This is a genomic window from Oceanobacillus sp. MO10714A (assembly GCF_037072045.1).
GTDB lineage: Bacteria > Bacillota > Bacilli > Bacillales > Amphibacillaceae > Oceanobacillus > Oceanobacillus indicireducens.
Window position 1 is genome coordinate 1 of record NZ_JAXHDC010000054.1, and the last position, 20980, is coordinate 20980.

Genomic DNA, 20980 nt, shown 5'->3' on the forward strand with positions numbered 1-20980 from the left:
CTTTTTTAGGCGGGGGAATTACAAATGATTCCCGTGAAAAATCGAACACAAATCGCTTGGATAAAATTTATCATGCATAACATTCCTCAATCAGAAGAAAATAATACCGATCATATGAAGGAGGTCATCCAATTGTTCAATCAACAACAAAATCAAAATTTTAACGAATCATCCCAAATGCCGGCCCAAGTAAGTCATGGAGGACATGAGCTTTTTGATTCTCATGAGGCGATTGATGGCTTAGTCGGCGCGCTTGAACATTCTGTTATATACGAACAGCATATTCAAGACCCAGAATTAAAGCAACTTCTTTCCAGACAGAAATCGTATTTGACTCAAATGTACAATACGATTATAGATGCCCTGCAAACCGGTCAGGAGCCAGCTGTAAAAACACAAACGTATAATATGCCATATGGAAATGATACAACCTATGGCATGGAACCAAGCCAACCGAAGACTCCTGCCCAATCGATGAATGAAATCAATGACGCTTGTTACTCCAGTTTTATGATGGGACATTTAAAGGGCTGTGCGTCCCACTTCACAACGACAGCACTGGAAGCAACAAATCCAGTCCTGCGCCGTGTATTTGCTGACAGTATCCCGAACCTCATTGAAATGGCATACGAAATTTTCCTTTACCAAAACAAAAATAAATATTATCAGGTACCACAACTGAAACAAGAAGACATGCAAAATTATATAAACAGCTTTGGTAAAGTTCAAGGACAAATGCCTCATTAAACGTAAAGGAGACTTATCATGGGTAGAGATGAACACAAGAGAAGGAAGAATGCTGCATTAGGTCAAACACCGAAGCACCAATTAAAATATAGCGACGGAATGGATGTCGAATTTTCCGATGAGTTTGCCGACGCGGACGACTGGGAAGCTCAAGCAAGGGATCGAGCAGCCATCCGAAGAATTAAGAATAAATGACAAACTTCAGGTCTTCACATGGTGGAGACCTGATTTTTCATTTGGAAAAGATCGCAGGTAGAACTGCCTTTAGTTGATTTTTAGTCATGATTCACGTACATTTAAAGTAAGAAAACATCTTCTAAAGGATGATTAACAATGAGCAAAAAAAATGTAGATGACTATATAACAGAAGGGATACACGGTATCCGTCTTCCAAAAGAAGATGAAAGAATCCGGTTTCTCGGTACCTTGCGCGAACGGGTTGTCATTGCCCTTACAATCGGTCAAGTCATGAGTGACTCCGGACTCGAAAAATTAGAAGAGGCGATGCAGCAACATCCCGGTACTAGGCTCATTATGAATGGACATGTTGCCTACCGATTTCTAACAGAGGAAAAAGCACTCGCCACAAAGTACAACATCCCTTATACTACAATCACCAACGAAGAAAATTCTACCGATATTGGCGCTGTTTTAACGTATGATTACGCCATTGATAAAGAAGAAATCTTCATAAAAGAAGAAGAACCAGAAGAAGAAAATGAGGAAGAGAAAAAAGAAGAAACCCTGCGTTCAAAAATTAAAAACTGGTTCCGGTAAACGAGAAGCAAAGGCGTAAGCGCCCTTACAGGCTAAGTACGCGACGTCCTGTCGCAACGCCTGTACTAGCACATCCTGTGCGTCGTAGCAACGTACAAACTTCCCTTTTACCGGAATGAGATAAAGGAAACATGCCCCTTTAGGGGTATGCCGATGTTGGACCTTGGCCCGTTCTTAGTCGGCCTTCCTTTTCTCTTTGAGTTGATGTTGACTTATCGATTGGAGGAGTGTGAAGTTTGATAGTTGCTGGGCGCTGAGCCGGACGCGGCTAGCCCTAGATACCTAAGTTGCCATAGCATTTTTATTTTATAGTTTCTTATACAACGAGAAGTCTTAGGAGGTTTTTTACGGTGAGAATTACTTCAATTGAACCGACGCCAAGCCCCCACTCCATGAAAATCAATGTGAGTGAGGAACTTCCAGCTGGTGAAAATTATAATTATAAAGCTGGTGATGACTTAACAAATGCTCCTGAATATGTGAAAGAGCTCTTTCAAATTGGAGGTGTTAAAAATATTTATCGTGTCGTTGATTTCATTGCACTAGCACGAGCTCCGAAAGTTCCTTGGGAAGAACTCCTTCCTCAAGTGCGTGAAGTGTTTGGGTCGGAAGAAACTGTCGAGGACTTACATATGGAAGATGCAAGCGAACCGACACAAGATTTCGGGGAAATAAACGTGTTCGTCCAATTTTTCCGTGGTATTCCAATCCAAGTAAAGCTAGAAGAAGGCGATGATGAGAAACGTTTCGGCCTTCCGGAAGAATTCCAAGAAGCAATCATGAAAGCAACTGCGGCGTCGGAAAATTTCATTTTCGAACGTAAATGGGTTGAACAGGATCCCCGTTACGGAAAAAGTGATGAAATTGGTAAAGAAGTAGTGGAAGAACTGATTGCTACCCATGATAAGGAAAAGCTCAATCAGCTTGTTGAACTTGCTATTGAGGATCGCGACGCTTCGGAACTGGAACGTGACTCAGATGATAACATACCATTAGAGGTACTGGATGATCCCGATTGGAAAGTGCGTTATGCAGCACTCGATAAAATTATTGAACCAACGCTTAAGCATCTTCCGCTGTTAGATAAAGCGTTGGATGATGCAAAGGCATCTGTCCGGAGACTCGCAACTGCTTACCTCGGCATGATTGAAGAACCGGAAGTGCTGCCATCACTGTATAAAGCACTAAAAGACAAGGCAGTGAACGTAAGGCGAACAGCAGGAGATTGTCTATCCGACCTTGGGTTTACAGAAGCAATCCCAGAAATGATTAAAACATTGGATGATAAAAGTCAGATCGTTCGCTGGAGAGGTGCCATGTTCCTTTATGAAGTCGGGGACGAACGTGCCATTCCTGCCCTTGAAGCAAAGGTCAATGATCCAGAATTTGAAGTACGCATGCAAGTGCAACTCGCCTTGGAGCGAATTAAAGGCGGCGAGGAAGCGAAGGGATCGGTGTGGCATCAGATGACACAGGCTGTTTCGAAAAAAGATTAAAATGAACTCCTAAAGCTGGTAAGAGGTATGAGGAGGCTTTAGGAGTTTTTTGATTGGAAAAGTAATATAGTGTTAGTAACCTTCATGAAACTAGTGTCACAATATAAAGTAGTCCTTGAAAAAGTACTCATTCTTCATTAACATTCTTCAAATTATTTATATATACCGCCACGGTTATCAATAGTTAGTATATAATTCTTCATTACTTATAGCCATTGTTCAACCTCCTTTGTCCGATATTAAAAACTAGCATTTACTTTACTACCGTTTCCAATACAAGTGATAATGGTATTCGCAAGCTTCATTAAATAAGGAGTTGCACTTTAAGCAACGATCTGTCTGCAAATATTCATCAATCGTATGCTCCTTACAACAGACACCGCATAGCACAGCTTTTTCATCGTATTCCGCCCTTTCCCATAATATCGGCTTGTGATCTTCCGCTTCTGCATGGCATTTGTAGCAAGGATAGTATTTATCGCAGCACTTGAATTTGATAGCGATAATGTCTTTTTTCGTTTGATAGTGAGTACAACGTGTTTCATCGTCCACTGTAAAACCGTATACTTTTTTCATTCGATCCTCTCCTTGTTATACTGATAGACGTTAATTATACTTTAGATAAAACATAATGAACTCCCTCAATTTTGTCAAAATAAAAAACGAAGATATGAGGTTAATGGAATGAGATATATCATATTACTTATAAGCTTAATTTTTCTCGTGGGTTGCAATGAACCTACCATTTCTGAACCTAAAAAAGTGGCAGGGATCGTGCAAAACGTGAAATTTAAAGAACAACTAGAGTCAGAGATTGATTTAACAGCGTATGAGCGCGAGCCTAACGAATGGGGAGAAAATGTCATAGGAGTGAAAACGCGATTCGTTACAGATAAAAAAGAAATTGCTCTGACGTTTGACGCATGCGGTGGCGACTTCGGCAACGGTTATGACGAAGCATTGATTACATTTCTACGTGACGATGAAATTCCCGCTACGTTATTTGTAAATAAACGCTGGATCTCAGACAACGAAGAGACTTTCCTGGAGCTCGCAAATGATCCGCTTTTCCAAATCGAAAACCACGGAACGACCCACGCTCCTCTTTCTGTTGATGGGGCTGAGGCCTGGGGAATTCCGGGCACGAATTCAGCGGAAGAGGTTTTTGCTGAAATCATGGGCAATCACGATACCATAAAGGAGTTAACCGGACGTGACATGAATCTCTTCCGCTCCGGAACAGCCATTTATGATGAGATTGCTGTGGAACTTGCCAACGACTTAGGATATGAAATTGTAAATTTTGATATTTTAGGAGATGCGGGCGCGACGTATTCTGCTGCGGAAGTGGAACATGCTTTACTTGATGCTGAGGCAGGATCGATTGCGTTGTTGCATATGAACCAGCCAAATAGCGGAACAGCCGAGGGTGTGCGTACCGCAGTTCCTCTTTTACAAGCAGCAGGATTTGAATTTGTACTATTGGCTGATCAGAAGTTAGAGTGATTTTTAAGATTTCTTTGGTGTATTTAATCCCTAAAAGGAGGTATTTGCGATATGGCCCATTCCATCGGACTTTCCGGAAGTGTGATTTTATCCGACCCCAGCAAGCTACGAGACTTGTTCACCTATGAAATGATCAACCATATTGAAATCGGGGAATTTCCAGATGAAGCAGCTTTCCACCAATTCTTACATTTTAAGAGACAAGAAAACATAACATATGGTATCCACTCACCATTACTTAGACACATGAGTAAATACGATCTAGTGGAGAAGGTGCAATTTGAACCAGAGGAAGCTTGGGAACAGTTTGAATCTGAGGTTGAGGCTATGGCCCGATTAGGTGCAGCGTATATTTTAGTCCACTTCCCATATTTTAAAGAAGAAAAGGATACAGATACAGTAGATATTATTGAAAGCGGACTGAAAAAATTTCATCAGCTTCAGGAAAGGTATGCCATTCCGATCGTCTGTGAACCGAAACTGGGCCATAACCGCTCTCCCTTTGGCATTCAAGCATTGGACCGGTTCCCTCTCGAGACTTGGAACAAATATGGGATTAGACTATGTATTGACGTTGGCGATTACTTACTCGCTACCGGCAGCGCTGCTTTAAACTATGTGAAGAAATGGCGGGATCATATTAAAGTCGTTCACTTACATCACGTGGAGTTCCGTGGCGAGAAGTATATATGGATACCAGTCCACCCGTCATACGAAGCTGACCATTCCCATTTTCAAGTAAAAGAACTAATCAAACAGCTAGCTAAAAGTCCCGATGTATTTTTTGTTTTCGAGCATACCCCACATTCCAAGCCTACCAAAGCTTTTGTCGAGGAGGGTATTCAGTGGGTTAAGAAGTTAATCAATAACTAATCTGAACATAGGGAGCGAGGGAAATATTATGTTACAGCGTATCATTCAACAATTTGACTTACAATTAGATACGATTCATGAGGTAGATGATTCACACAGTTCTACTGTCTATCGATGTCAATTATCAAATAATGAGTATGTTTTCTTAAAGATTCCTTATTCCAACTTAAAATTCCAAAGGGAACTGGAAGCTTATCACATTTTAAAAGGAATCATCCCCATCCCGGAATTATTGGATTCTTGGTCCGGTGATGAGGAAATACCGGGCGCTCTTTTGTTATCTGCATTAAAGGGACAGCCCCTGTCGGAAAACGATTCCCAAGCAACAGCCTATCAAGTTGGTGTTGTACATGCATCCATGCATGGCATCGAGCCACCACATCCATTACATACGGTTCAAAACGAATTTGCTAATTGGCCCTTGTTTATTGAAAAACAATTTTACAGTTTTGCAGAGGATGTAAAAGAAATAATAGATGATCATTTATTTAAAAAGGCTCTAAACAAATTTGAGTTCATGAAAAATCAGCTGCCGAAACCCGATGGCCCAAGTTTTATTCATATGGATTTTCGACCGGCAAATATAATAATTAATAATGGAAACGTTTCTGGAATAATCGATTTTGAAAGTGTGAGATTTGGAGCTACAGAAGTGGATTTTACTAAATTGTACCGGGATTATTTAAGCTATGATGAAAAATTATTGCAAGCATATACAAATGGATATAACAGTGTAAGGCCCTTAGTTAATTTAGAAATCGTACTGCCATTTTATCGCTTCACCGATGCTTTTAACAGTATCGGCTGGTGCAAACGACGAGGATTGGAAAAAAACAAAAGGTTTTTAATGGAAAATATTACTGCCTTAAATCAACTTCTCGGGTGACAGATTGTGTTTAAGGGGCAATCATCCTCTTCCTATCCTATATAGAAGGTTTCCTTTACACACAGCAAGCGTTTTCATATAATGATAGTAATTCACACAACTATAAGGAGGTCGTCAGATGGAGCGCATTCAAGAAGGCACATTATTATGGGAACCAACACAAGAGAGAAAAGAAAACAGCAATCTGAACCACTTCATGGTCTGGCTGCAACAAAATCGCAACCTTTCATTTGATAGCTATGACAAACTATGGGATTGGTCCGTAACCGAACTGGAAGCATTCTGGGAAGCGATGTGGGAATACTTTGATATCGAATCAAGCACCCCTTATCGATCCGTCCTCTCTGTACGGAAAATGCCCGGTGCGAAATGGTTTGAAGGTGCTAAAATCAATTATACGGAACATGTTTTTAGAAATAGAGATTCAGAGAAAACGGCAATTATCCATACATCCGAAGTACGACCTGAACTTAGAGAAGTGAGCTGGGGGAAGTTGTACGAGGACACCTTAGCCATCCAACAAACATTGAAGAAACTCGGTGTGCAAAAAGGGGATCGAGTCGTTAGCTACAGCGCCAATAACTATGAAACCGTTGTCGCCTTCCTTGCAACCGCAAGCTTAGGAGCAATCTGGTCCAGCGCGTCACCTGACTTCGGAACGCAAAGTGTCATTGACCGCTTTAAACAAATCGAACCAAAAGTTATGTTCACCGTAGATGGCTACCGTTATGGCGGGAAAGAGTTCGACCGACTGGAGACTGTCCAATCGATTCAATCGGAAATCCCTTCTCTTGAAGCAACCATCACGATACCTTATTTACAAACCGATGCTGACTTTAGCAAGCTGAAAAAACCAATTAGCTGGGAAAAGGCTACAGAAAATACAGAAACAAAAGGCTTAACGTTTGAACACGTCGAATTCAATGAACCGCTTTGGATCTTATTCTCTTCCGGCACGACTGGAAAGCCCAAACCAATCGTACATAGTCAAGGCGGTATGTTAATCGAACATTTGAAGGCGCTCACCTTCCATTGTGACTTAGGTGAGGATGATCGCTTCTTCTGGTTCACAACAACAGGCTGGATGATGTGGAATTTCCTAATCGGCGGCTTGCTGACGGGAACAACGATCATACTTTATGACGGAAATCCTGCATATCCATCCACCGATACGCTTTGGAAGCTTGCACAAGATACGAATATGAACCTCTTCGGAACAAGTGCAAGCTACATCACAGCATGCATGAAAGAAGATCTTAAGCCGAAAGAGAAATTTGACCTAAGCGCATTACAGAATATTAGCTCGACTGGCTCCCCTCTTCCGCCTGAAGGTTTCAAATGGTCCTATGATAACGTGAAAGAGGATCTCTGGATTGCTTCCGTCAGTGGCGGCACCGATGTTTGTACAGCCTTCGTTATTGGAGCACCTGTTTTACCAGTCTATGCCGGGGAATTGCAATGCCGTGGTCTCGGTGCAAAAGTGGAAAGTTTTGATGAAGCTGGCCATGCCCATATTGATGAAGTCGGGGAACTTGTGCTAACCGAACCTTTCCCAGCGATGCCTATTTTTTTCTGGGATGATACAGATGGAACGCGTCTCTATGAAAGTTATTTTGACTTGTATGATGGAATCTGGAGTCACGGAGATTATATCAAAGTGACAGACCGGGGAACTTGTGTCATTTATGGACGCTCGGATGCAACAATCAATCGGGGGGGCATCCGGATTGGTACGAGTGAAATTTATCGTGCTGTTGATAAGATCCCAGAAATTGAAGACAGCTTAATCGTCGATATCCCGTCACCTTCCGGGGATTCCCATACCCCATTATTTATCGTCTTAAAAGAAGGATACGAGCTCACGGATGAGTTAAAGACAAGTATTAAGAAACAGATTCGGGATTATTGCTCACCGCGTCATGTTCCAACAGGTATCTATGCAGCACCAGACTTGCCGAAAACATTAAATGGTAAAAAGCTAGAAGTACCTGTAAAGAAGATTCTGATGGGTCAACCAGTGGAAAGCGTTGTAAATAAAGGTTCGCTAGGCAATCAGCAAGCGCTGGATTACTTTTTGGAGTTTGCGAAAGAATTGTAATAGAGCTGGAAACAGGACTTGGAGATAAAATCCCCAAGCCCTGTTTTTTAATGCTAATCACCAACTATCCTAGCCAAGGGAACTCACGCATAGTGAATGAATGAACTTCCTAAACTGGCAAATCAACTGATAAAGTGAAACTTCATTCAGTGGGGAATTCCTTACCTCCCCACTGAATGTTAGTTGAACAGAATCAGGTATTTACGGACTGTATATCCCCAATCTTCACATCTTGGGCTTCCTTCCATGTATAGAGGCGGGGGAATTACAGACCGTTAATACGTGATAAAAACTCAGGCAATTGTTGTTCACGTTTGTCGAGCATAATCTGTTCTGGCTTGATGCCCCGCTCTTGCAATACTGCAATGTTCTGCTTGAGGAATTCGTCACTGCCAACAACATAGAAAAGGCCATCCCTATCTTCAGCAAGATTTTTCACCTCTCCATAGTAATCTTCACGGTTATCGACAAACTGTGATGTGAACTTCTTGTCAGGGGCGGATGCAAAAATATCTGGGAATAGGAAATTTCTTGATGAATCGATGTTTAAGGAATGGATTTGTTTAACGTTGTCAGAACGGTCGAAATAATCAAGTACAAGCGGTCTGAAAGTTGCCAACCCGACACCTGATGACAACAGGTAAACATTTTTGTCTTCTCTTTTTAGCGGTACATTCGAATGGATTTTAAAAATGGCAACTTCATCGCCGACTTCAAGCGCTCTTAAATTCGCTTTAAACTCCGAACACTGCTCTCTAATGCGTGTAGTAATACCGATAGAAGCTTCATGAGGTAAAGTGGATATGGACATGTGGCGAATTAAACTGCGGTTTGGCTTATCTCCCGCATTAAATCCTTCCAGTGCCAAGTGAATATGGGCTCCTTCTTCCCATGTTAGACCTTCCGGGCAATCGACATGGTAGGTTTTAACCTCTGGTGTTTCTTCTATAATATTATTTATTTTAGTCCAATATATTTGCATGACTTATTCTCCTCACTCCATAATCTGGATTGTTACCATTTAATATACACTAAATGATAACAATTCTCAATTAAATGGATGGATTCTTCAATAATTTAACTCTCCTTCATGCGAAATTTCCTGCAGCATCTCCACCCTATTACCGAAAGGATCTCTAAATTCAAACCGCTCATAATTGGGGATTGGTATGGATTCTATAATTTCGACACCATTCTCTTCTAAAACCCTTCTCCAATATGTGATATCCTTCACTTGGTAAGCTACATGAGCTTTTGTTTTTGTTCGATCGAAGTCCTCTTCTGTTCCAACATGTATCTCTTTGTCCCCTACTTTTAGCCAAAATCCCCCGCGCCCTTGCAGAGATTCCGGCTTTTCAATTTCAGGTAATCCTAAGACATTGCAATAAAATTTTTTCGCTTCCGTTTCCATGCCCTAATTTGAACATGATGCAGACCAATAATCATGTGAATTCCTCCGTATTTTTCATTATCAACCGCTAGTTTAACTTTACTAAAAATTGGTAAATAAATAAAATATATAATTATTATATAAAGAGATAATTAAAAGTTATAGAGGCTAACTTCTTTTTTGCTTTTTAAGCATTTCCTTTAAATATTCCTCTGACTTTCCTCTAGGAATGCTTAAACTTTTCCAGTTTTCCCCTTTCAATTGCTTACCGATATAGACAATTTGGCCAACATGATATGCATAATGTGCTACTTGTCTTTCGATCGCTTCCATAACCAAATGATTTTCTCCCCGAATAGATATATTTTTCATTAAATCCAACTCGTCTAAGCCATGAAGGGTATCGAATAAAACTTTCCAGCCCTTTTCCCAGTAAGTAATGATGTCTGATTTCCCCGAAATGTCATCTATGAATTCTTGCTCACGGTTTCTGTCAGCTTTTTCACCGTCTGTCGTTAGAAAGTCGCTCCATCTTGAAACCATATTTCCACTTACATGCTTAACAATAACAGCAATGCTATTCGACTCGCTATTATAACTCCAATGTAATTCCTGTTCTGATAACTGATTTATCGTTTTGTCCCCTAGGATTTTTACGCTTTGAAACCTATCAATTACGATTTTCAAATATTCCTTTCCAAGTTCCAACTGATTCTCCCCTTCCATTGTTTCGTAAATTAGTTCAAAGAATCCAGAAGCTAGTTTATTCATAACATCTGGTTTTCCTCACTAGTCTAATACCACAATTCTCTATTTCAATTAACTTGGCATGTGAAATATGTTCTATCCTTATCTATTATCAAGTGAATGGTGGCATTCTTTTTCACTATATTTCGTAGCTTCTTCAAAAATATCAGTAACACCATTTGGAAGAAGAATATCTTTCTCGCAAAACTGCTTTACCTCTTTCCCCTTTTTCGTTACCCCATAATAATAAGTTATATCTCGTTCATCCTTGAAAACAACCATATAATGCCCGTGATAAAAATCTCTATTAATCAAATGCTTCGGCTCTACATAATGTGCGTCAGCGATTTCTCCATCAGTATAGCCTTGCTCCCCAAGGTAAGCTGGCACGTGCTTATTCGCAATATATTTCGTATATGGGTTTCCATTATTTAGTACATAAAGAAAACCAGCTGGAATAGCTGCAATTATCACGACAACGGTAATGAGACTAATAAATATCAGTTTCTTTTGCATTAAGAGTTCCCCTTGTATATTTTTCCCTAGTTTATATTTAGAGCTTAACTTCTCTTTTCAAACTGCTTCTTGCTGTTATTACAATGCACGCAATACTGATTAGCACACCTAGAATTGCAACGACACTTACTCCAATACTTTTCTGGATAATAAACCCAATTGGTACCATCCCTAGAAATGCAATTGCTACAATTGCTTGAAATACGATAAATATAATGTTTGCAGTCCGATTTTTGAATAAAGCTAGAATCAGCCCCGGTAAAAAAAGAATAACAGCCATTCCAATGGACAACCACAAACCAAGTGGTTCATCATACGAAACAGTATTAGGGCCCGTCGGATGTCTCGCCGCGATTAAAATCGCAGCTATAGCTAGAATTAACAAAAATAAGACCATTAAAAATTTTTTCACGACCAAGAGCTCCTTTTTATTATTTCATTCAGATGATAAACTTTCCTTGATGTACGCTTCCTTTCTAATTATTACGTTTCCGTCAATGTAAAGTTTCACTCTTCGGTCAAAATTAGTAGATGTGGCAACCCTCAACCTTAGACAACTCACAAACTCGCCAATTGGTTGAATAAAAGGCTTGACCACTCCAAGTATCAATCCAAATTCAACTAGCATTAGTAATACGAATTCTTTCCAGCCCCAATGGTCATATTTTTTCCAATTCTTTTGCTGTAATTGCATGCGTCGTCTCTCTTCCTAATTATGGTATAACCCAACTATATTGAATGACCTATTTACTTTAGAAAAAATAATTATTTTAAAATCACTTTCTCTTCCACTGGATAATATTCGCTAAACGGACAGCTTAACTGCGCGAAATTGAATAAGGTAAGTGTTTCAGATGTTGGTTAAGATCTCTATATGCCCGGACAAACCCGATTTTTGTTTATTCGGGGGATTAGAGCATCTCTTATTGCCTGAACAAATTCTAATCTTGCTCATCCGGGGGATTAGAGCACCTCTTATCGCCTGAACGAATTCAGAATTTGTTCAAATGAGCAATTAAAAGTTAAAACGTCTCTACTCTCTTGATTCTTGGAATCGTGCCCAAAGCTACAATGAATTACTAGTTGCACTGATTATACCAGAGGAAGGATAGCTCACTGTTTCAGACTGCGAAAGTTGAATTTCTTATGATCTAAGCTCTATAAAAACAAGAAGCCTCCTCGTCAAGGGCTTCTTGTTTAATGCGGTATCTTTTTTTATTTCAAGATGAAATCCATTGCCCACCATTTACATGAAGTGTTTGCCCTGTCACAAAGCGTGAATCATCTGATGCGAGATAGACAAAGGTTGGTGCAACTTCAAAGGGCTGTCCTTGACGTTGCATCGGGTTCCCAGCTAATGTCACTTCATCTGCAGAGAAGCTCGCCGGGATGAGTGGCGTCCAAATCCGTCCTGGCGCAATAGCATTTACCCGGATCCCCTGATCGATCAAACTATTTGCAAGCGCACGGGTAAACCCAATAATAGCTCCCTTCGTTGCTGTATAATCGATTAATTGATCATTCCCATCGTATGTCACAACAGAGGATGTATTAATGATGGAGCTGCCTGCTTTTAAGTAAGGAAGTGCTGCACGAGTGGTGAAGAAATGCGAGTAAATATTTACTTTAAACGTATCATCAAATTGTTCATCGGAAATATCAAGCAAGCTCAATTGTTGAAATTGAATTCCGACATGGTTACATAAAATATCAAGCTGTCCCCATTTTTGAATCGTTTTTTCTACAATGTCGATACACTGCTCTTTTTCTCGCAAGTCACCAGGCAGCAATAAACAACTTTGTCCAAGCTCCTCAATTCTTCTCTTTGTCCGATTCGCATCCTCATGCTCATCTAAATAAGCAATCGCAATATTCGCCCCTTCTTTTGCAAAAGCGATAGCGGCTGCTGCCCCCATTCCACTATCACCGCCTGTGATAAGAGCTACTTTTCCTTTTAATTTATCGCTGCCTTTATAATTTGGATTTTCGATAATTGGCCGCGGAACCATCAGTTTCTCTACACCTGGTTGACGTAACTGCCGCTGTTCAGGAACTGTAATCGGGATTTCTTCGTATCTCGTTATTTTCCCGTAATTGGGATACATTGGATAATCGCGTCCGTCCGTGTTTTTGTTTTTCTGCTGATCTAGAGACATAGTGACCTCCCTGAAATAGTCATTTGCCCTAGGTTATGTTGCTGATACTATTAAAGTGCATGGTCATTGTTCGTGATATTAAAATTATCGCTCTTGTACGGGCTCAATCATTACCTAGGTTGAATAAAGTGAAAGAGTGACCTATGGAAGGAGGGTATCGTTTGCATTACTATAATCCAGAAGTAAAGTTATTACTAATCAATCATTCCGATAAAACAGTGCAATTGTTATATGATGATAATCCACAAACATTTACCATGCCCTTGATCGGACCAAGACCACCCTATTATTATAATCCACGATATGAAGAGAATTACCCTATTATCTAGTCAAACTGGGACACGGGGTCAGACTCTGATGTCCCAGTTCAGTATCAAATGGTGGGTTCTTTTCGCTCACATCTTCACACCTTGGAAAGTTTAATACTGCCAACCCCCGCGGTAAATTTCAAACCTCTCTCACCGTTTCCCAATACACTTGAAAATTCCCCTGATTTCTCAAACCCTACAGGTAAATCCGTCCGCACACTACCAAGTCCAGCCGTTGCTTCGATTGTTGCATTTAACTGTTCAGGATTTGGAAAATGAACGTGAATATTTCCAGCCCCCGACTTCATCAAGAGATCATCTTCCCCATCCACATGAAATTCAATATTTCCCGCTCCTGAATGAATCGTCAGCTCTCCGTGACATGCAGTCCCTTTAATATTTCCCGCTCCGGTTGTGGCAACTAAATGACCTGCATTGATTTCTCGCAACTTCATATTCCCCGCTCCTGACTCGAGCATTAGATATTCAGCACTGATGGCACAAATCTCAACTTCTCCTGCACCCGTCTTCATCTCAAGCTGCTTGAAAATCATATCAGCCATTCGCACATTGCCAATGGAACATTTCACCTCGTATCGTTCGGCAAATTGTTCCGGTAAATATATCGTGAGCTTACCAAACCGCTTTTTCATCTGAAAGATCCCCCATTTTCTTGGTATCCCCACATTAATTTCCAATCTTTCATTTATAAGCCGAACAGCAAGATCTTCTTCTTTTTCAAACGTTTCCAGCACAATATCAACTCGTTTCTTATCATGAACTGAAAAATGGACGCTCGTAACATCAGAATTTACAGCAAGCTCTTTCACCCGCTCCACTTCCACTATATTTTCTTGAACAATTGGATCTCCCATCGAACTGAAAAAATCAGCCATCGCTATCACCTCGTATATTTCATTTTGTTAGCCTTAGTTTACTAGAAATGAATATTATCCCAACATGCTGACGGTTGATAGATTGTCCGACTGGGGACGGAGATTGCGGGGAGCACAATCAAATTGGAGGTGGAGCTCTCAATATGGAAATCAAATTCTAAATAGTTACAAAACCTAATCAAACTTTTTTTATCTATACTATAATTATTAGAGAATAATTAGTTCAATATATGAGAAAACATCTTCTTTTAAATATATAATGAAATTATAAACTTTATTAAAAGTTATAGTTCAGTAATCGGGTCATTTTGCAGAATAAGGAAAGGGTGAGTTTTTTGGAATTTAAAACTGAAAGATTAACAATTAGACCATTTAAAAGTAATGACTTACATGATGTATTTAACATTTATAATAATGAAGATACATGTAAATATCTCTTGCATGATAAGTGGACTCATGAAAATTTACAGGAAGAATTTAATAAAAAGCTTGGGAATAGTTCACTCACAAAGGAATCAATGTTAAGTTTAGCAGTAGTAAACCGAATTAAAGTAATTGGCGATTTATCTGTATGGTATACAGATATTAAAGATACTGTTGAAATTGGTTTCTGTTTTTCTAACGAGGTTTCTGGAAGGGGTTATGCAACTGAAGCCGTGAGTAGTTTTAGTTAAGAAACTATTTTATGAATTTGGTGTACATCGTGTACAAGCTAACCTTGATGCAAGAAATAAGGCATCACAAAAATTATGTGAGCGTATTGGTATGAGAAAAGAAGCTCATTTTATTCAAGATTTTTGGAATAAAGGTGAATGGACAGATAGCATTAAGTATGGAATGTTGCTTTCAGATTTAAATTAAAAAACGAGGTGGAGATTTAATGAAGCAATGAAAAACAATCGTACTATTTATGAATTTATTATTGAAAACAAAAAGTCTCTTTCCTGTTAAAGTAATAGGAAGGAGATTTTTTTATGTTTTTTATAAAAAATGAAACGGTATTGCGAATCATTTCGTTTATGAGGTAAGGGGAGAAGGAAGCATATGAATTCAATTGAGGAGATTTTCAAATTATACTCCAATGATATTTACCGATATATTTTGTCAATGGAAAAAGACAAGTATGCTGCCGAAGATATACTACAAGATACTTTTTATAAAGCATATATCGGTATGGACTCTTATCAGCCAGATAACGTAAAAGCTTGGTTATTTACTATTGCCAAAAATTGCTTCATTGATCACTTTAGAAAAAAAAGAAAGTGATTTTGACAACCGATTTTTTTCGAGAAGCCGATATAAGCCAACACAACATAGACGACATTATCGTAACTAATGCAATCATTGATGACATTATAAAGATTATAAACACGCTCCCTATTAAACAAAAAAAAGCAATCATTCTTAAAGACTTTAAAAGTCTTACTTACGAGGAAGGAGCTTTCATAATGAATGTGAAAGTATCAACCTTTAAAACGTTAGTCCATAGGGCCCGAAAACATGTCAAACAAAATTATAAGGAGTAAATAAAATGAAAACGGAAAACGATTCTCATATTAGCAATGAAAAACAAAGCAAAATTATAATGTCGGCGAAACGCAAAGCGAGATGGAATACAATTTTTCTCGTGCTTTCAATTATATTTTTGATACTACCATTCGGTTACTTGTCAACACTCATTTATTACAAGGTAGATGACAGGGCAAATAATGAAATATTTGTTTTAGAAACCATTTATTCATTAACGCAACCGAACCTTCAAGTGAGCGATACCGAAATTGAATTAGAATTCACTCCATTTTTTGGACTTCATTTATCAGCACCGTTATATAAAGAAATTGGTTCAGAAACCTTAAAAGCTGGGGAATATGATTCCGATATATCGCTCGGTTTCAATCGAAACGAATCCGTAAATTTAACGGTTAAAGAGAATCCCATGAACCTTAGAGACAAAGAATTTTCCTTCGTATATCCAAAACAAGAAATCCCTAACCGATTGACAAATGGCTGGGATAATTTAAATAAAATTCCTGAGGGTACAGTGACGGAAGCATTTTTATCACTGGATAAGGATTACACTCCAGAAGAAGTAGAGAGCTTATTGTCGGATTACGATATAAAAGTTGTATGGAATGCCGTAGATACAGGATTTGAAGATGAAATGTTAGATAAAAACGGTTCTGTAGTTACACCTATAGGATATCCAGAAGAAAACGCGGCTCCCAGCAATTCTTCTTTCACTGAAAAAGATAATAAAGATCTCTTTCTGGAGCAATTAAATTATTTGGATGAACAAGAAAAAATTGCAGCTAGCATTTTGGGCGAGGCATCGATTGCTGCAAAAGAAAGATTGAATTATATTAGTCAGAACGGAATTAAGCTTTATGGTGTAGCCGTTACAGGACCGACAAAAGAAATACAGAAGCTAGGGGCGCAAAAAGAGATAAGAGGCATTCATATAGGCGAAGTAGAATTTTGGAATTGGAACAAGTCAGAATAGATGGGAGATTAATAAAATGAAATCGACTCATAAATATTTTTATTCAGCAAGCTATTCATCTATCATTGTAGGTCTAATTAGCTTGTTGATACTAAATATAAACTTGTTATTTCAAACGATGTTTAGTGTAAACTTTTTATTGCAAGGATTAGGAATATCGCTAGGAATTATCGGATTATTTAACAATCACAGCAGAATATCTGGATTATGGGGAATCTTGTTAAATACTTTTTCGATCATATTCATTATTGTTGTTTCCCTCATAAGTTTAACAATTAATTATCAACCTTAAACAACATGCGGTTAATCAAATATAAGGAGGAATGCGTTAAAAAATTTACGAAGAAAGATATCTTTTCTTTTTTTAGAACCATCAATTATTAAAATATAATTACCATCTTATTTTAATTTGACCTAAGTCTTTTGTTTTCCAATTGCGATATTAAAGTTCAGGATGATTTCGCTAAAATTTCACGAATAAAAGCAGGTTCATCCTTAGGTGTACGTGAGGTAATCAAATTTTCACTAACTACAACTTCTTTTCCCATCACAGCGTGCACCTTTTTCCAAACCAATTATTACTGTTTCGTGCCCTGCTTCTTTAACAGCTTCATATGGGTTTTTCATTTCAGAATCCTCAAAGCAACTTGCTGAATAAATGCTACCTTAGCCAAATTAACTACCTCCAGTTTAAACTTATTTACAAGGTTATTGTAATTTACGTGAAAGAAATTAGCAAAACAACTGCTTATGGTATTTCATCTATATATTATAGGGTGATTCGTGCTTTTACTTCACGGTGTGCTTGTTTCTGATGTAATGGTAAACCGTCTAATATCCATAGATGGATCCATATCCGTTTCGCTCGATGACCAATGAAATGTTCCTTTTCCAGCCGACGGTGATGAAGCCAGAAATCATTGTGTGCCCACTGAAGTATTTTCAGTCTTGCGTTTGGTTACAGAAAACGAATAAGTAAGGCGAAAAAGGATCGAGATCGAAACACTCTTTCACAATGACTGCGAATCCATCAATGGACTTGCGTAGATCTGTACTGCCGCGCGCTAAATAAACGCGTTCAAAATGAGAGTTTGTTAGGATTGATTCCGTATTACATCCATAACATCGGATAATAATGCCCTATCAGTTCTTTGTCGGATTTTGATAGACATGGAGTCAAAATGAATTAGTACGGGATCGCCGGAATGAAAGTTTAATGGTTCTTCTTTCTTGTCGACAGTCAGCCATTGCGTTTCTGAAGTAGGGTGATCAGCTTTGTTATCGTTCAAGCTTCGAATCCAATTGTACATTTGATAAGAATTAATACCTTATTCTCGGCATCATGCGGCTGTACTTAACTCACTAGCTTTCCAAGCAACGATTCTCGTTTTCCATTCTATCTTTTTTCAGTACGTGTCATCACATAACCTCCAAATCATTTTCTATAAAGATTATCACATGAATGAATTACAGTGAAAACGTGGAATTGTTTGACGCTTATGGTTATATAGTACCAAGTAATCCCTTTATTTTATAAAACAAGAGGCATGAATAAGATTGTAAATTTCTATTCATACCTTGTTTTATGTTTGTTGGTAAACGAGCTGGTAAAAATAACCACAAGCCCGCTAATAATCGTCCGCATTATTCTTTGCCATACTTTATCTATCATCGATTTTTATCCAAAAAATGAAATAGTCTATAATCGAGTTTCAATTTCTAACTTATATTCAAAAGTATGAATAGCTTAGGATAAAATATGAAATCTATTTTTTGTAACTTTCTCTAAACTTAACCAAAAATTTTTTTCATTCTTTTTAAGCTCAAACAATTGAATTTTTATTTGCTTTAATAAGTCTATATCCCCTTTTCTATAGACTCGAAAAAATAGTTTAGCTATTTTACTATATGATTTAGCTATTTGTCTCAAATCAGAGATAAACTTTTCATTCTGAACTTCCGGATGAATCTTCATTACTTCTTGCAAAAAATCTGCATAAAGATACCTAAATCCTCCCCCACCAGACCCTACTTTTTCAATGGCCATATAAACATTAAAAGCCACCTCTTTCCAGTAAGGGAATTTAGGCCAATATAAAATTTCAGTCATCAACTTATTGATACTATTGATACCAGTATATGGATTATAATTCAACATATATTGACTATTCATCAAGATAGAATCAATGATTTTTGTTTCTAAATCATTGATTTGAAATCTACCTACAGGCATCCAAAGATTTTTTTTAAAAAAAGGCGGTTTAGTTTGAGATGTTGCCATAATCAGTTCATCTTTGCTTATTTCCAAAATGTCACTAGATATATAGTCGCTCACATAATATGTATCATTATTATAGCCAATCAATACAACTGTATGTGCCCCAACATTGCCAAGTGTTGATGGGTCTGAAAAATTGAGAAAGGGAAGATAACGGGTATCTGTATGAAGTAAAATTGGTATCTGTTGATCTAAATACTTTTTTAAATTATTTATTGGTAATTCTTTGCTATACCTCCATTTTAAATTAATATTAGTCTTGTTTAAAAATATATTCTCTAAAAAAGGATTTCTGAAATTGAGTACCCTTGGCCTTTGTTGATTTAAAGGTGCGTAATTAAAACTGATACCTTCCCCCAGACCAAAAACTATACTTTCTGTAATTTCATTATCTGGATTATAATAATTATGAATTTCAGTCAGTGCATTACTAGCACAATGAACTCCTCTAATAGATCTGTAATTTTTTAAAATCATTTTTACACCTCAATTTATTATTTTCTTGGTCCTTGAACAAGCATACTTCCCTTTTATTTTAGCGTTAGAATAAGATAAGAAAATTATTTATAAGATACTATGTTGCACACTATTTAAAGTGGACCCCATTGTCAAGACACCAATTTTATGAAAATAAATTGAAGCTGGTGTCTGATAATCCAATGATTGGTGTGGACGTTCATGATTATAAAAATCCATGTAATGGTTGATATTGCTTCTGGCTTCTCTTGGAATATCATAGTCTTTTAAGTAGACTTCCTCATACTTCAAGCTTCTCCAAAAGCATTCAATCATGATATTGTCCAATGCCCGTCCTTTGGCGTCCATACTGATTTGTATGGATGGATGTTCCTTTAAAAGATGAATATATTTCGGACTTGTAAAATGGTTGCCTTGATCACTATTAAATATCTCAGGCGTGTTCACCGTGAATGCCTGTTGGACAGTTTGTAGGACAAAGTCCATTTCCAGCGTCTGATCCAATTCCCAACTAATAATATAACGGGAATTCCAATCTATAATTGCTGTTAAATACATCCAGCTATGATGCAGACGAATATACGTAATATCAATACTCCAAACTTGGTTGGGGCGGCTGATATTCACTCCTTTCAATAGATAAGGATAAATACGATGCTGCAGATTGCGTTTACTCAAATTTGGACCGGGATAGATGGCTTGAATGCCCATTTCACGCATATGACGCTGTACTCTTTTACGATTAATTTTCACTCCTTCCTGGTTTAATAATTGGGTAATCCTGCGTGAACCGAAGAACGGAAATTGGGTGTAAATCTCATCAATACGGTGCTTCACTGCCACTTCTTCGGCTGATGGCAGCACTGGCTTGTAGTAAAGACTGGAACGATTGATTCCAAGCAATTTAGCCTGTTCCGAGATAGATAATTCTGCATCGTTCCAGTCCACCAATTCCATGCGTTCTTTTTTAGTCATGGTGGATCCCAGATTTTTTTTGAGCCACGACAATTGCGTGGTTAGTTTCCCGACTTCGGCATACAAGTTTTCCACCTGTGCTTCATGTTCGGCTTTCATTTTTTCCAAGTTTTTGTTTTGCTTCTCAAAGATTCGAGGCATATCTTGCAGGAACTGTGTCTTCCATTTATAAATCTGGTTCACATGGATCCCGTGTTCCGATGCAATTTGGCTCATAGATTTTTCTTCCTTCAAGACTTCTAACACGATTTGTTATTTAAATTCGGCTGTATATCTTTTTCGTTTCATATACCTACCTTAACATCTCCTTTTTTCGTGTCTAGATTCTTGGGTCCATTATAATTCATGTTAGTA

24 protein-coding genes and 3 pseudogenes are annotated in these 20980 nt (G+C 38.2%); 13 read left to right on the plus strand and 14 right to left on the minus strand.

What is annotated here, in order from left to right:
- Nucleotides 1–114 precede the first annotated feature (114 nt).
- The 4 genes from SPD53_RS17355 (at nt 115) to SPD53_RS17370 (ending at nt 3020) form a co-directional block, all read left to right on the plus strand.
- Nucleotides 115–747 carry a spore coat protein gene (locus SPD53_RS17355; protein WP_370459745.1) on the plus strand — a complete coding sequence of 211 codons (633 nt, stop codon included), beginning with the start codon at nt 115–117 and terminating at the stop codon, nt 745–747.
- Between the two features lie 18 nt (nt 748–765).
- Nucleotides 766–942 carry a YfhD family protein gene (locus SPD53_RS17360; protein WP_156856095.1) on the plus strand — a complete coding sequence of 59 codons (177 nt, stop codon included), beginning with the start codon at nt 766–768 and terminating at the stop codon, nt 940–942.
- A 138-nt stretch (nt 943–1080) separates the two neighbouring features.
- A complete protein-coding gene (locus tag SPD53_RS17365) occupies nt 1081–1524 on the plus strand; it encodes a YueI family protein (protein ID WP_336253316.1) in 444 nt (147 codons plus the stop codon).
- A gap of 350 nt (nt 1525–1874) precedes the next feature.
- Nucleotides 1875–3020: a conserved virulence factor C family protein gene (locus SPD53_RS17370; RefSeq protein ID WP_336253317.1), complete on the plus strand. Its 1146-nt coding sequence runs from the start codon at nt 1875–1877 to the stop codon at nt 3018–3020.
- Nucleotides 3021–3281: 261 nt separating this feature from the next.
- Here SPD53_RS17370 and SPD53_RS17375 read toward each other — a convergent pair whose 3' ends face one another.
- The gene (locus SPD53_RS17375) at nt 3282–3596 is read right to left on the minus strand and encodes a CHY zinc finger protein (RefSeq protein WP_336253318.1); all 315 of its coding nucleotides are present in this window, start codon (nt 3594–3596) and stop codon (nt 3282–3284) included.
- A 108-nt stretch (nt 3597–3704) separates the two neighbouring features.
- Between SPD53_RS17375 and SPD53_RS17380 the strand changes: the two genes are divergently transcribed.
- The 4 genes from SPD53_RS17380 to SPD53_RS17395 all read left to right on the plus strand — a co-directional run bounded on the left by SPD53_RS17380 (nt 3705) and on the right by SPD53_RS17395 (nt 8383).
- Nucleotides 3705–4526 (plus strand): polysaccharide deacetylase family protein, encoded by an 822-nt coding sequence (locus SPD53_RS17380; RefSeq protein ID WP_336253319.1) that lies wholly within the window; start codon nt 3705–3707, stop codon nt 4524–4526.
- Between the two features lie 51 nt (nt 4527–4577).
- The gene (locus SPD53_RS17385) at nt 4578–5399 is read left to right on the plus strand and encodes a TIM barrel protein (RefSeq protein ID WP_336253320.1); all 822 of its coding nucleotides are present in this window, start codon (nt 4578–4580) and stop codon (nt 5397–5399) included.
- 28 nt (nt 5400–5427) lie between these two features.
- Nucleotides 5428–6285 carry an aminoglycoside phosphotransferase family protein gene (locus SPD53_RS17390; RefSeq protein ID WP_336253321.1) on the plus strand — a complete coding sequence of 286 codons (858 nt, stop codon included), beginning with the start codon at nt 5428–5430 and terminating at the stop codon, nt 6283–6285.
- 118 nt (nt 6286–6403) lie between these two features.
- Nucleotides 6404–8383, plus strand: a complete 1980-nt coding sequence (locus SPD53_RS17395; protein ID WP_336253322.1) for an acetoacetate--CoA ligase — start codon at nt 6404–6406, stop codon at nt 8381–8383.
- A 265-nt stretch (nt 8384–8648) separates the two neighbouring features.
- On the opposite strand, the gene SPD53_RS17400 is transcribed toward SPD53_RS17395, so the two are convergent.
- The 7 genes and pseudogenes from SPD53_RS17400 to SPD53_RS17430 all read right to left on the minus strand — a co-directional run bounded on the left by SPD53_RS17400 (nt 8649) and on the right by SPD53_RS17430 (nt 13192).
- A complete protein-coding gene (locus SPD53_RS17400; RefSeq protein WP_188856634.1) occupies nt 8649–9365 on the minus strand; it encodes a dihydropteridine reductase in 717 nt (238 codons plus the stop codon).
- 87 nt (nt 9366–9452) lie between these two features.
- Nucleotides 9453–9829: pseudogene (locus SPD53_RS17405) on the minus strand (VOC family protein).
- A gap of 112 nt (nt 9830–9941) precedes the next feature.
- Nucleotides 9942–10481 carry a DUF1572 family protein gene (locus tag SPD53_RS17410; RefSeq protein WP_156856126.1) on the minus strand — a complete coding sequence of 180 codons (540 nt, stop codon included), beginning with the start codon at nt 10479–10481 and terminating at the stop codon, nt 9942–9944.
- A 141-nt stretch (nt 10482–10622) separates the two neighbouring features.
- A complete protein-coding gene (locus SPD53_RS17415; protein ID WP_188856635.1) occupies nt 10623–11036 on the minus strand; it encodes a DUF3139 domain-containing protein in 414 nt (137 codons plus the stop codon).
- Nucleotides 11037–11073: 37 nt separating this feature from the next.
- Nucleotides 11074–11448, minus strand: a complete 375-nt coding sequence (locus SPD53_RS17420) for a hypothetical protein (RefSeq protein ID WP_229782612.1) — start codon at nt 11446–11448, stop codon at nt 11074–11076.
- Nucleotides 11449–11472: 24 nt separating this feature from the next.
- Entirely contained in the window at nt 11473–11730 is a 258-nt protein-coding gene (locus SPD53_RS17425) for a hypothetical protein (protein WP_156856108.1), read from the minus strand.
- A 526-nt stretch (nt 11731–12256) separates the two neighbouring features.
- Entirely contained in the window at nt 12257–13192 is a 936-nt protein-coding gene (locus SPD53_RS17430; protein ID WP_336253323.1) for an SDR family oxidoreductase, read from the minus strand.
- Nucleotides 13193–13335: 143 nt separating this feature from the next.
- Here SPD53_RS17430 and SPD53_RS17435 point away from each other — a divergent pair, with 143 nt between their 5' ends.
- Nucleotides 13336–13521, plus strand: coding sequence for a hypothetical protein (locus SPD53_RS17435; RefSeq protein WP_156856110.1), 186 nt, complete (start codon nt 13336–13338; stop codon nt 13519–13521).
- A gap of 74 nt (nt 13522–13595) precedes the next feature.
- Here the strand turns inward: SPD53_RS17435 and SPD53_RS17440 are convergent, their stop codons facing one another.
- Nucleotides 13596–14396 (minus strand): DUF4097 family beta strand repeat-containing protein, encoded by an 801-nt coding sequence (locus SPD53_RS17440; protein WP_336253324.1) that lies wholly within the window; start codon nt 14394–14396, stop codon nt 13596–13598.
- A 335-nt stretch (nt 14397–14731) separates the two neighbouring features.
- On the opposite strand from SPD53_RS17440, the pseudogene SPD53_RS17445 reads away from it, so the two are divergent.
- The 4 genes and pseudogenes from SPD53_RS17445 (at nt 14732) to SPD53_RS17455 (ending at nt 16896) form a co-directional block, all read left to right on the plus strand.
- Nucleotides 14732–15257 (plus strand): annotated as a pseudogene (locus SPD53_RS17445) (GNAT family N-acetyltransferase).
- Between the two features lie 183 nt (nt 15258–15440).
- Nucleotides 15441–15662, plus strand: coding sequence for a sigma-70 family RNA polymerase sigma factor (locus SPD53_RS17450; protein ID WP_336253325.1), 222 nt, complete (start codon nt 15441–15443; stop codon nt 15660–15662).
- On the plus strand, nt 15659–15922 hold the full coding sequence (locus SPD53_RS19910) for a sigma factor-like helix-turn-helix DNA-binding protein (RefSeq protein ID WP_442946229.1): 264 nt from the start codon (nt 15659–15661) through the stop codon (nt 15920–15922). Before SPD53_RS17450 ends, SPD53_RS19910 begins: the two co-directional genes overlap by 4 nt.
- A 5-nt stretch (nt 15923–15927) precedes the next feature.
- Complete coding sequence (locus tag SPD53_RS17455; RefSeq protein WP_336253326.1) at nt 15928–16896, plus strand: anti-sigma factor; 969 nt, start codon at nt 15928–15930, stop codon at nt 16894–16896.
- A gap of 449 nt (nt 16897–17345) precedes the next feature.
- On the opposite strand, the gene SPD53_RS19915 is transcribed toward SPD53_RS17455, so the two are convergent.
- From SPD53_RS19915 to SPD53_RS17465, 5 genes and pseudogenes are all read right to left on the minus strand, one after another.
- Nucleotides 17346–17444: a hypothetical protein gene (locus SPD53_RS19915; RefSeq protein WP_442946230.1), complete on the minus strand. Its 99-nt coding sequence runs from the start codon at nt 17442–17444 to the stop codon at nt 17346–17348.
- Nucleotides 17434–17570: pseudogene (locus SPD53_RS19920) on the minus strand (protease); the annotation flags it as partial. The gene SPD53_RS19915 and the pseudogene SPD53_RS19920, both read right to left, overlap by 11 nt.
- Before the next feature lie 268 nt (nt 17571–17838).
- Complete coding sequence (gene tnpB, locus SPD53_RS19925) at nt 17839–18033, minus strand: IS66 family insertion sequence element accessory protein TnpB (RefSeq protein ID WP_442946231.1); 195 nt, start codon at nt 18031–18033, stop codon at nt 17839–17841.
- A gap of 610 nt (nt 18034–18643) precedes the next feature.
- Nucleotides 18644–19651 carry a BtrH N-terminal domain-containing protein gene (locus SPD53_RS17460; protein ID WP_336253327.1) on the minus strand — a complete coding sequence of 336 codons (1008 nt, stop codon included), beginning with the start codon at nt 19649–19651 and terminating at the stop codon, nt 18644–18646.
- Between the two features lie 87 nt (nt 19652–19738).
- A complete protein-coding gene (locus SPD53_RS17465) occupies nt 19739–20875 on the minus strand; it encodes an IS3 family transposase (protein ID WP_442946232.1) in 1137 nt (378 codons plus the stop codon).
- Nucleotides 20876–20980: the final 105 nt, after the last annotated feature.